Raw genomic sequence first — 11,723 nt, forward strand, 5'->3', positions numbered from 1 at the left:
GTAGAAATAACCTTTGCAAACAAAGCAAAACAGAAAGTAACTCTTAAAGCTCACGTTGTAGAAATCATTCCAGCAACACCACTAAACCCAGCTAAAAAGAGTATTACGTGGGCCGAGTTAATTCCTGCAAAGAAATCAACACCATGGACCGAGCTAACACCAGCGACACCAGCTCCAACACCAACTCCCGTACCTCCGACACCTGTTCCACCAACACCGGAACCAACGCCTTCGCCTACGCCGACACCGACGCCTGATCAACAACCTGCAGTGCCTCTGCAGCCGAAACCAAACCCGGTGAATCCAACACCCGTTCCGCCAAAACCTGCGCCTAAACCAGAGCCACAACCTGTTCCACCAACACCAGAATCTCATTCTGGCAACAGTGAGCACTCTAGCAATGGCGAACCTGATAAGTCTGCAAATAGCACAACCCCACAGACTAATAAGTTCGATCAAGACCATAAGGAAATTCCAAGCATGGGATTTCCCGGACCAACGCATCCTTCCAAAACTCTACAAACTCCTGCAGTTAGTAACGATTCTATGCGCGGAAACCACATAGAGCTTAACGCAAACTCAGAATCACACACATTACAGCAACAGATTCCATCAGCACCAAAGAGTATTGCAGATTTACTTCCAGCGTTGTGCAACACTCTCACCGTCGGGAATAATAACATTGCTTATGCGGGAAAAAATAACCATATCACTGTTACAGTAAATGCAACATCAGAATTCATGCGCAGATTACAACTAGAAAAAGCAGTAAAAGCTTATGCCTACATATATTCCAACCCTAAACTTCTTTATAGCGCAAATGGAATGAAATATGTAACAGTTCACATTAATGAATATGGCAGAATTGTATTCGACGTAGTTATTCCAGAAGAATATAAAGGCAATCATACGATTGTCCTTATTGACGAAAACGGTAAACAAGTTGCGTGGACGAATACTTTAGTAAAGAAAGACCCTCATTTACACAAACAATCCACAATAGCCAATAATGCACTCCCTCGTACTGGAATACAAATAATTCCAATTGTACTTAGCGTTGCATTGATGCTGTTTGCTAGCACAATTGTGACAATTGCAAGAAAAAGAAAGTTTAACTAAGCGTAAGTTGTAGTTTTTATACATCCAATGTACAAAAACTACAACTTAACAATTTTACAATCTGAATGGAGCGGATGACGGGAGTCGAACCCGCCTCTGAAGCTTGGGAAGCTTCCATTCTACCGATGAACTACATCCGCATGCTGTAACTAAAAGCAAACTAGTTTCAACAACCATCTAAGGGTATCATGCACAGCTTACCGCTTCAATATTTAGGAATCAGTTTATGAACTCAATAAACAAGACAAGCAAGTTCAACAAATAAAATATTCATGCAGCAATGCTCATTAGACGCCCAATCCTATCCTGAACAGTAGGACGCGCAGTACACAAACGCACAAGCGCAGGAGCGTTATTATTCCATGGGCAAATAATCATCAAAGAAGCAACAGCCTGCAATCCAGCAGTAGATTTCATCTCGTGAAGCTGCATGCCGTAGGTAATTTTATTAAGTGCGGAAGCAAGCGCAGCAAAATCTCCAGTAATTTCACTACTTCCCTTATCTGCGTCAAATTCACGCGAACCAGGAATAATTGCATTGATAATAACAGAAGCAATAGGAGCGAATAAAATATTTAAAAACTTACCAATAAATTTGCAATACTTGCGAATATCACGACGATATGTATCACCAACATAAACAAGCCAAGAACCAACGTACGTTAATACTGTTGCTGTAGCAGTAGCCAGCGAAGAAGCGAGAATATCATGATTATAAATATGAGTTAATTCATGACCAATAACACTACGTAACTCGCGCTCGTTAAGGATATTAATCAAACCACGAGTACAACATATGCTTGCATGACGCTCACTTCTACCGGTTGCAAAAGCATTAGGACTTTCGTAGGGAGAAACCATTACTCGCGGCATAGGTTTACCAATTCGAGCAGATAAATCTCTAACCATTGCGTAGAGCACAGGCTCTTCTTCTTCACTAACCTCTGTAGCACGCATAGCAATAATCGCAAGCTTACTTGAGCACCAATAAGCAAAAACACTAAATGCAATACCAGGAATAATGAACCATATTAGTGATGACAGATGCGAGCCAGCAAGAACCCAACATAAGGCAAGAAAAAGCCACACAACAACAAAAAATAGTGCGGCTTTTAAGCTGCCATAGTGTATTCTCAAGCCTTTCAACATATGATCTATCTTAATAATGCGAACTTAAATTTTTCTGAATATATACTGCGTATTTACTAACTACAAACTTAAATACTAAGTAATATTTTCAGTTTATTTAGGGCATTATTTGCTACCTAAAGCAATATTTACAAGTTCAGACGCTGAAACAACTTTCTTTCGAGTTCTCTGCTCATTGGCTCCAAGCTCACGCTCATAAGAGTCAACTCGCTTCCAACCGGCGTAATCAATTGGTTTAATGCCCTTTTCTGCCAATAATTTATCTATAGAATTTTCATCGCGATCAGGTGCGATTCGCCCAGCATTGCCAGCTTTAGATAAATCTTCAAGCATATTATTAACAATCAAAAGAGCATCGGATTTTGTAGAGCCGATTAATCCTACCGGCCCACGCTTAGCCCAGCCAGTTGCATACAATCGCTCACGGACTTCGCCATTTTCTACAGACGTCACTAAGCGTCCATCAATATTTGCAAGCAAAGTACGCTTTTCGTCGTAAGCAATTCCTGTAACTTCTGCAGGATGGTAGCCAATGGCATGGTAAACAGCTTGCACAGCGTAATCTTCAAATTCACCTGTGCGAGTCATTGTGCCATCCGCGCTTGTTACAGTTCGCTCAACTCGTATTGCTTTCACACGCCCATCTTCACCAAGAATTTCTACCGGCGCACAGTTGAAGTGGATAATATAGCGTTTGTCGGCTGGATTCCCCTCAAAATCAACGTTTCCGCCATCTTCCATATCTTCTGCCATGTCTCGAATCGCAAAAAGTTCCTCAACCATTTGACGCGTGAGCTTATCGTTACCGGCTACTTCAATAGTCTCATCGTCAAGTTCAAAATCATCCTCATTAATAACAATTTGCACTCCGGATAACTTTTCCATTTCGCGCAATTCTTGAACAGAGAATTTTGCTTGGGCAACTCCACGACGAATAAATAAATGCAAGGTTTGGGTTTTATTTTTTTGCAATCCCTCATACACGTCGTCTGGAATATCCGTATGCGCGCGCAAATAATCAGGATCTCGTAAAAGCTCACGAGCAACATCCATTGCCACATTTCCGCCGCCAATAACAGCTACTTCTTTTGCTTCAAGCGGCCATTCTCGATTGCTAGTCGGGTATCCGTCGTACCATTCTACGAATTTTGCAGCTCCGTACACTCCGTCTAAATCGGCGCCTGGAACTCCTCGAAGAGGCCTATCTTTCACAGCGCCGGTTGCAAATAGCACAGCATCGTAGCGTTCCAATAAATCTTCTAATGCAATATCCTTACCAAATTCAACATTTGCATAAAGATGAATATTTGGATTATCAAGCGTCTTTTCAAGCGCATCCGCAATAAATTTGATACTTGGATGGTCAGGAGCTACTCCGTAACGCACTAATCCAAAAGGCACTGGCAATTTTTCAAAAAGATCGATGCGAGCGCTAGAGCCTAATCCCAATTCTTCTCCACGCTTTGCAATCTGGCGTAAGAAGATATCGGAAGAATACACTCCTGCAGGGCCTGCTCCTATTACAGCAATACGCAGTTGAGATGTTTCTTGTGAAACATTTTCGCTTAAATTATTTTTTTCCATTATTATCCCCATATTGAGCTGTATTATACGGCACTTTTCGCCGTTTTCGCGCTATTTAGCGCGGCCTACAAGCATAGGTTGCCTCAATCCACTCAGCAGCGTAACTGTAAAGCGTTTATATGTAATTCTTCGCCAAAAATAAGTTACGTACAAGCTTGAGCTCTTACCGTTTGCAGCTAACTCGTATGCTTTCATAATTAGACTAGCGCATTACTTCGTCTTACAACATGCTCAAATAAATAAAATGCTCAAACGAATATTATTAAAGGTGTCGTAATGAATATCGTAAAAAATATTGCCAAAAATATTTTTATTTTCGTTCGCGCAATGCTGTTAAAGCCCACATAATAGCAACAACATCAATTGCTTCTTGCATCATTGCGCCAATAACTGCTGGAATAAAACCGAAAGCCGCAAAAATCATACTTATAATTGCCAATCCAATGCCCATCAATACTGACTGAACCATAACGCATTTAGTATGTTTTGCTACTCTTATTGCGCTTGCAACAGAAGAAATATCGTTGTTCATAATAACTAACTGAGCACATTCAGATGCTGCCGTATCTGTGCCATCCGTTACCGCTACGCCAATATCTGCAGCCGCAAGCACTGGAGCATCGTTTACACCGTCTCCAACCATCATTGTTACAGTCGAATCTTTCTTACTTTTGGCTGCATTGTAATTGTGCTTTTTTACATACGCTAATTTATCTTGCGGAAGCAAATCTGCATATATTGTGTCAATTCCAACGCTTTTACCAATTGTTGTTGCAGCTTGCAAACTATCTCCAGTAAGAATAGATATTGAGCGCGCACCAAGCGTACGCAATGCGTCAATAGTTGATTTCGCGTTATCGCGAGGCACGTCTTTTAACACAATCCGACCAACTAGCACTCCGTCAAAGGAAACATAGGTTGCCATTTCGTCTGCAGCGAGCGCATTGACTACATGTTGTGCCGCAATATGTTGTGTCGCAATATGATTCATGACCTGTTTATTAATATCAGTTTGCTCAGTAACATACTTTCTACGCCCAACGCGCACCAAAACACCATCTACAACGCCTTGAATACCCTGACCTGCAGTTTCCTTCACACTATGCACTACTGGGTATTCTCTAACGCTAGGCAATTGCGGAGTTGAAGATGGATGCGTGTGCTCCCACAAAACTGAACCTGCTTTTGCTATACCTCCAGCGAGAATATGCTGAGAATACGTTTCTAGCACACCTGCGAGCATCACAATTCGATCAGCTTTCTGCGTAGTATCGATTACGTCTACGTTTACAACTTGCGGCTGTTTTACAGTTAGCGTGCCGGTTTTGTCAAAAAATACGTCTGTTACACGACTTAATTGCTCAAGCACATCCTGACTTTTAACAACAATTCCAAGTTTTGCTAAACGCCCAGTACCAGCCATGCAAGCAACTGGAACTGCAATAAGCAGAGGACATGGGGTTGCTAGAACCAATACTTGCGCAAATCGCAATGCGTCGCCAGAAAAGCTCCAAGCAAGACCTGCAATCGCAAAAGATAATACTGTAAACGGCACAGATAGCATGTCTGCAAATCTAACTACTGCAGCTTTAGAAGACCTAGCAGACTCAACAAGCTGCATGATTTTCTGATACTGCGAGTTTTTAGACAGCTTTGTTACGCGCATAATAAGCACAACTCCACCGTTTACACAGCCTGAAAGCACTGCAGCTCCCGCATAGACTTCTCTAGGAACAGATTCTCCGTTAATAGCACTTGTGTCTAAAATTGCAGAACCGCTTAATAATTCACCGTCAACTGGCACTGTTTCGCCAGGAAGCACAATAATTACGTTTCCTATCTTTAGCTCATCAACAGGAACTGTAGCGTAACGCTGCAAATTTGAGGAGATTTCGTTGTCTGTAGATGCTTGCAAAAATGGGCAATTATTTTGTTTACAGTTGCAATTTTGCAAGTCATTATTTTCGCAATTACTTTCGCTATTTTGCTCGCTACTATTAGATTGCTTAGAATTAGCGGCATCTACTTTTCTAAATTCAGCATGCTGGCACAGAACACACGAGCTAGGCTTGCACTGATTTTCACTCAAACATGGCGGTTCGTATGATTCATCATTTGCTTGATTATGATTCATACCATGCTCAATACCTGGCAAAGTCATAAGGTGAGCAGTTTTTGGAGCTGCGCTTACTAAAAGAGATAGATTGCGCTGAGCTTTCATATGCGCAAAATCTTCTATAGCTTCTCCAGTCCAAACCATTACAACAATCAAATAACTTGCCCAGAACTCACCAATACAAAGTGTTGTAAGCAATGCAACAAAAGCAAGTAGATCAATACCTAAAGTTCCATGCAGTAAATGTTTAATCATATTACGCAAAGAAATAACGCTCGTATATAAAACGAGAATAGCGATAATAGTTTTGCCAAGACTAATACTTATGGAAATACTGCAATTAATTTTTAAAAAATCAAAGATTTGCTGCGAAAAATTAGAAATTTGCTCACAGAAAGTAGTTAATATAGGCAAATTATACGAGTACAAAGGCGCAATAAACGGAAAAGCAAGAATTACGACTGTTAATTGTGGTGCACGACGGCAATATGCTAAAAGTTTACGCATACACTTTCCTTACGCTGATCAGGTTAACTACGCTTAAGACGCTGCTAACACACGATTTCACGCCTTGTTAACCCACTGAGCGCAACCTAAATAGCGCACTCAATACACGGCGTAAAGATACTTATGTTGATTTTTGGTTAATCCCAATTTTGGAATTAACAATGACTTTTAATTATTTATTTGTCTCTTTAATATACCATGAAGCCTTGATGAGAAACATTCTCATAAACACAAGCTTAAATAATGCAAAACCAAAACAAATCCAAAAAAATAAATTAATAAACAAAAAAGTTCTGATTGGAAAATCAATCAGAACCCTGTTCGTGGAGCTAAGGAGACTCGAACTCCTGACCCTCTGCTTGCAAAGCAGATGCGCTACCAGCTGCGCCATAGCCCCATTCGGTATTGAATGAAATAATCACTCAATTCCGTGGGCCCGGGAGGACTTGAACCTCCGACCTCATCCTTATCAGGGATGCGCTCTAACCACCTGAGCTACGGGCCCAACTCGTACGCCTAAAACATACAAGTAGTTACATTAGCACAGACACAGAAAATGTCAAACCGCAACACGCCATAAAAAGAAAATAGCATGTTGCGGTTTGAATCAAAAAAATTAAACAGAGGTTAATTAATCAAGATGGCTACGCATGAACCACTGGAACTTTTCCAACTGTTGAACATGATCTTGAATAATATTTGAGCTAACTAAATCAAGCTCATCAAGCTCCGCGATAGCCTTGCGATCGTCTGCAATCATATCGTTATAGTATTCAATAAGCGCTTGCAAATACTCCTTTGTGGACTTGCGACCAGTCAAAGCAAAACGCTTCCATGTACGAGCAGCAACAACATCATCAGCACGTCCAAGTGGAGAACCGCCCAAAGTTGCAATTCGCTCAGCAGTTTCATCCGCCTGCGCCAAAACTTCAGCAACCTGTGGATCAAGCATTTCATGAACTGCAATAAAATCTGAACCAGTAACATTCCAATGCGCATGCTTAAGCACCAAAGCAGCTTCCTGCTCGTGGCTTAAACGATTCTGTAAAATGGCAACAGCCTTTTCACTGGCCGCTTCGTCGAGACCTGGCAAAATATGCAACAAAGCCATGTTCTATCCTTCCTTAGGTTTGTTAATACCGTTATTATTCTACTGCTATGGCTTAAACTACGCGCGGCGACGCACTTCAATCGTCGCAATACGCCTACCATCAACCGCAGTCACAGTCATATCGTAACCATCCGCATCATGCAAAACAGCTCCAACACTTCCCATTGAACCAGTATGCGCTAAAAAGTAGCCTGCAACAGTCTCATACGGACCGTCTTCAAGCTCAATGCCGGTAATGTCAGCAAAATCTTCAATGGTCATACCGCCATCAATTTTTGCAACACCATTTACAAAAGCAGTTGTTTTATTCACATTATTTTGCTCAGTTTCACCAGGCAAATCATATTCATCGCGAATATCTCCAACTAGCTCTTCTGTCATGTCCTCGAGCGTAACAATACCGTCAGTTCCACCATATTCATCGATGACAACAGCCAAATGAATACCACGTTTACGAAGAAGTTCCAGGCTCGGCAATAGTTTGGAAGTTCCAGGAAGACTAATTCCTTCGCGAGTTACATCTGCAACAGTTTTTGCATTTGGATCACGCACATCTAGCAAATCGCGAACATGCACAAAACCTATAACATCATCAAAATCTTTGCCAATAACAGGGTAGCGAGAATACGGAAGCTCACGAATTTTCGCGGCAGCTTCTTCAAGGCTCAATGAACCATCCAAAAACTCAACATCAGCACGAGGACGCATCACTTCAGCAACAATAGTTTCCGAAGCATCAAACACGTCATCCAAAATATTGCGCTCATCCTGACTTAAACGCTTATTGCTATTAACAAGCACGCGCAATTCTTCGTCAGAAACTTCGCTTTCCTTCTCATTAGGATCAAAGCCAAGAATGCGCACAAAACCGTTCGTATTCTTTCCAATAAGCCAAATTAAAGGCTTGCAAATCTTTGAGAAAATATCTACTGCCGGCACAACCGATCGCGCAATCTGCTCAGCACGCTGCATAGCAATACGTTTCGGAACTAATTCAGAAATAACAATAGAACAGTAAGAAATAACAAGAGTTAGGAAGATTGTTGTAAGTGGGCCAGCAACGTGCGAAGAAACACCCCATGAACATACAACCGGCACAACATACGGAGCTAAAGCAGACTCACCAAACGATGCGGAAAGAAAGCCAGAAAGAGTTACTCCAATTTGTAGAGCAGATAGAAAAGTGTTGGGATCGCGGGCAATTTTTGCAACTCTAGCGCCACGCGCATCCTGCAATTCCATGCGATCAATTTGCGAACTTCTCAAGCTCACTAAAGCTAATTCGGTTGCCGCAAATACGGAACCAAATAGCAAAAAAATCATAATGAGTAGAATATTAAAACCAATCGCCATACTTGTTATCTTAGTTTACTTCTATGCGATATCAACAATTCTAAAATAATTATCACCATTAACGAAGATAAATTATTTATGGGCGATAAAAATATCCAGTTGGAGCTTGAGCTGTTTGCATTGATATAACGTGCAGCACAACTCCAGGATGCTGATATCCAGGAATGCCAATATTGCCTCTAGAAACACGTGCACGAACACGCACCCATTCATGATCTTGAATTTCGCCAATATTTGATTTTTCGGCAACTAATCCAAACGGAGACATGTCGAGAATACAGCATGACATAAGCTGACGAGATACCCTAAATTGATTTGCATTCAACGTAGAATCTCTGCTAACAAAACCTGTAAGAGTAATCGTGTATCCATCATATTTTGCAGCATTATGATCGATTTCGTCATACCAGGAGCCAAAATCATCATCATCAACTGCTATCTCACGAGACTTTTCATACAATCCCGACAAAGGATAATTTTGGCTACGAATAGCAATAGCACGACCACCAGCATACTGGTCGAATCCATCTACACTAATATTTTGAGCGTAACGCAAAGGAACAATAATAAGTAGCGCAGGAACAACGAAAGCTACAAGCATACGCCAAACATCGCGCGAAGAAACAGAAAACCATCCAATCGCAGCGCATATAGACAGAATAAATAGCAAAATAGCAGTAATTAACAAATAATAATATGCTCTAGGCGTAGTAAAAAGCGTATATTGACCGCTTAAAGTAACTTCCGCAATTATGACTGCAAAAAATAGCAATAAAATAGCTTCTACCAATTGAGCTAAAGTGATTTTTTTACAAGCATTATGCTCAACACATTTTTGTTTTTTCATGCGATGAACCCCCAAGCCCAGTGAGCTAATAATGACGCTAGGAAGCACGCAAAAGCAATAGTTAATGTTAAGCGCCACACAAATTTACCACGGCAATCCTCAACGAGCATAAGCGTATTCTTTAAATCAAGCATAGGACCAAACAGCAGAAATACTAGCACCGACGACATAGGCAATGATGTTGCTAAACTTCTTGCAATTACAGCATCTGAGCTGGAGCATAGAGAGCTTGCGTACGCAATAGCCATCATTACAGGAATAGCAATTAACACATTACTCACTTGTACGCGAGAAGCAGGATCAGCTCCGAGCCATGCGCGAATTACAGAAGCAACTATAGTTCCACATACAATAATTGGAATTAATTTTATTAAATCCTGATGTATATGCTGCACATATTTGCGAATTTGCGCAGAAATACTATGCTTTTCAATATTATTTTTTGTGAGATTACTTTCGTTATTCAATTCGCAAGAACAATGTAAAGAAGATTTATTTTCTACTAAAATTTTCTTACGCAAAATATTGGTTTTTGAAGGGAATATAACAAAACTTAATCCAACCAGTAATGCAATACCAACACCTAGAGCAATACGCATAATAGCAACAGCTGGGGCGTCAGAGAACGCATAAAATGTTGCTAATACAGATACTGGATTTACAACAGGAACTGCACATAGAAAAGTTATGGCGCACGGTAATGGTAGTTTTCTTGCAACTAAACGAGAAAACGTTGGAACTACTACACAATCACAAACAGGCACGCAAACGCCAGCCAATATGGCAGCCAAAAAACCGTTTGCCGTAGATTTTGGAGCATGTTTCTCAATAAAATCAGCAGTTACCCAAGTTTCTACTGCAGCAGAAACAAGCACACCTATGAGAGTAAAAGGTATCGCTTGTAGCAACAAACCGGAAACACCTCGAATTGTTGTATCAATTAGAAACCAAGGATGTCTCCCCTGTAAAGCAGGAGCAGCTGCAATAATAAAAGCTACTAAAGGAGCTCCAACAAGCAAGAAAAGATAGTTCGCAGAATTAGCAGAATTTGCAGAATTCGCACCAAGCGTATCTTTAGATGATTGATTCATATTTGTAACCTAACAACGTATTAATAATTCTGTTAAAAATGTGACTACATGCTACTTAGCATGAAAGAACCTCTACCAAACCATCCTTCATTCTATACCTAGCACCAACTAGCATGAGGTTATCATTAAAAGCAGATTCACGAATAGTTTGAGATTTATTACATATTTCAGCAAGAATATTAGATACATGGATTCGTTCAATATCATCCGTGTTTAATTCTTCTTCAATACCAGCAAGTGCAGCAGGACCTAAAGAACGAAGCAATATTGACTCGCTAGACTCAATTATTTCGCTTGTTTCATCTTCGCCGTATTTAGAAACCAGCTTTTGCACATTCGGCAAAACGGCTTGTACTGCACCGCAATGCTCATGCCCAAGCACAACAAGCACTTTTACTCCCAAATCGCTTACAGCGTATTCTAAAGATGCAATTACAGCATCATCAAGCACTTCGCCTGCAGTGCGAACAGAAAAAATATCACCTAAACCGGCACCGAACACAAATTCTGGAGCAACGCGCGAGTCAGCACAGGAAAGAACAACAGCTCCAGGATGCTGACCTTCAATAAGAGATAATCTCGTTTCTTCACTAAGTCCATCACAATTTAATGAGCCTTCTGCAAACTTACGGTTACCAGCTAGCATCGCGCTCCACACAGATGTAGCCAAAAGTGAATCTTCTTTTAAAAGATCTTCTTTGACTGTCTCGTGCATTATTACCTCCTTGTATTGATGCGCTTGCGCAAAGGTGACGAATACAAGCTATCAACAAATTTTGAAAACACTTCGACTTATAAAACATATTCTATCGTTACTGTGTTAAATAGAAAATATGCTATAAAAGC

General features: G+C 40.8%; 8 protein-coding genes, 3 tRNA genes and 1 pseudogene. 1 reads left to right on the forward strand and 11 read right to left on the reverse strand.

The features are described from left to right. Nucleotides 1–1,119: pseudogene (locus tag A5294_RS00675) on the forward strand (peptidase); the annotation flags it as partial. Between the two features lie 66 nt (nucleotides 1,120–1,185). Here the strand turns inward: A5294_RS00675 and A5294_RS00680 are convergent. From A5294_RS00680 to A5294_RS00730, 11 genes are all read right to left on the reverse strand, one after another. Next, nucleotides 1,186–1,259 (reverse strand) — tRNA-Gly (locus A5294_RS00680). Nucleotides 1,260–1,389: 130 nt separating this feature from the next. Further along, nucleotides 1,390–2,268 carry a M48 family metalloprotease gene (locus A5294_RS00685; protein WP_004106145.1) on the reverse strand — a complete coding sequence of 293 codons (879 nt, stop codon included), beginning with the start codon at nucleotides 2,266–2,268 and terminating at the stop codon, nucleotides 1,390–1,392. Between the two features lie 105 nt (nucleotides 2,269–2,373). Further along, a complete protein-coding gene (locus A5294_RS00690) occupies nucleotides 2,374–3,852 on the reverse strand; it encodes an FAD-dependent oxidoreductase (protein ID WP_004119763.1) in 1,479 nt (492 codons plus the stop codon). Nucleotides 3,853–4,162: 310 nt separating this feature from the next. Further along, nucleotides 4,163–6,475, reverse strand: a complete 2,313-nt coding sequence (locus A5294_RS00695; RefSeq protein ID WP_064340210.1) for a heavy metal translocating P-type ATPase — start codon at nucleotides 6,473–6,475, stop codon at nucleotides 4,163–4,165. A gap of 324 nt (nucleotides 6,476–6,799) precedes the next feature. Next, nucleotides 6,800–6,872: transfer RNA gene (locus tag A5294_RS00700), tRNA-Ala, on the reverse strand. A gap of 34 nt (nucleotides 6,873–6,906) precedes the next feature. After that, a tRNA-Ile gene (locus tag A5294_RS00705) sits at nucleotides 6,907–6,980 on the reverse strand. Nucleotides 6,981–7,106: 126 nt separating this feature from the next. After that, a complete protein-coding gene (locus A5294_RS00710) occupies nucleotides 7,107–7,586 on the reverse strand; it encodes a Dps family protein (protein WP_004106140.1) in 480 nt (159 codons plus the stop codon). Nucleotides 7,587–7,643: 57 nt separating this feature from the next. Continuing rightward, the gene (locus tag A5294_RS00715) at nucleotides 7,644–8,939 is read right to left on the reverse strand and encodes a hemolysin family protein (RefSeq protein WP_064340211.1); all 1,296 of its coding nucleotides are present in this window, start codon (nucleotides 8,937–8,939) and stop codon (nucleotides 7,644–7,646) included. Between the two features lie 76 nt (nucleotides 8,940–9,015). Further along, nucleotides 9,016–9,786, reverse strand: a complete 771-nt coding sequence (locus A5294_RS00720; RefSeq protein WP_004106138.1) for a TIGR03943 family protein — start codon at nucleotides 9,784–9,786, stop codon at nucleotides 9,016–9,018. Continuing rightward, nucleotides 9,783–10,877 carry a permease gene (locus tag A5294_RS00725; protein WP_064340212.1) on the reverse strand — a complete coding sequence of 365 codons (1,095 nt, stop codon included), beginning with the start codon at nucleotides 10,875–10,877 and terminating at the stop codon, nucleotides 9,783–9,785. Before A5294_RS00725 ends, A5294_RS00720 begins: the two co-directional genes overlap by 4 nt. Before the next feature lie 55 nt (nucleotides 10,878–10,932). Beyond that, nucleotides 10,933–11,592: a carbonic anhydrase gene (locus A5294_RS00730; protein ID WP_004106136.1), complete on the reverse strand. Its 660-nt coding sequence runs from the start codon at nucleotides 11,590–11,592 to the stop codon at nucleotides 10,933–10,935. Between the last annotated feature and the right edge of the window lie 131 nt (nucleotides 11,593–11,723).

It is taken from the genome of Gardnerella sp. 30-4 (genome assembly GCF_001641215.1).
Classification (GTDB): Bacteria; Actinomycetota; Actinomycetes; order Actinomycetales; family Bifidobacteriaceae; genus Bifidobacterium; species Bifidobacterium leopoldii.

What these genes read in the sequence shown, in the direction of transcription:
- A5294_RS00685 (WP_004106145.1), bottom strand. Translation starts at nt 2,268, where the DNA reads ATGTTGAAAGGCTTGAGAATACACTATGGCAGCTTAAAAGCCGCACTA.
- A5294_RS00690 (WP_004119763.1), bottom strand. Translation starts at nt 3,852, where the DNA reads ATGGAAAAAAATAATTTAAGCGAAAATGTTTCACAAGAAACATCTCAA.
- A5294_RS00695 (WP_064340210.1), bottom strand. Translation starts at nt 6,475, where the DNA reads ATGCGTAAACTTTTAGCATATTGCCGTCGTGCACCACAATTAACAGTC.
- A5294_RS00710 (WP_004106140.1), bottom strand. Translation starts at nt 7,586, where the DNA reads ATGGCTTTGTTGCATATTTTGCCAGGTCTCGACGAAGCGGCCAGTGAA.
- A5294_RS00715 (WP_064340211.1), bottom strand. Translation starts at nt 8,939, where the DNA reads ATGGCGATTGGTTTTAATATTCTACTCATTATGATTTTTTTGCTATTT.
- A5294_RS00720 (WP_004106138.1), bottom strand. Translation starts at nt 9,786, where the DNA reads ATGAAAAAACAAAAATGTGTTGAGCATAATGCTTGTAAAAAAATCACT.
- A5294_RS00725 (WP_064340212.1), bottom strand. Translation starts at nt 10,877, where the DNA reads ATGAATCAATCATCTAAAGATACGCTTGGTGCGAATTCTGCAAATTCT.
- A5294_RS00730 (WP_004106136.1), bottom strand. Translation starts at nt 11,592, where the DNA reads ATGCACGAGACAGTCAAAGAAGATCTTTTAAAAGAAGATTCACTTTTG.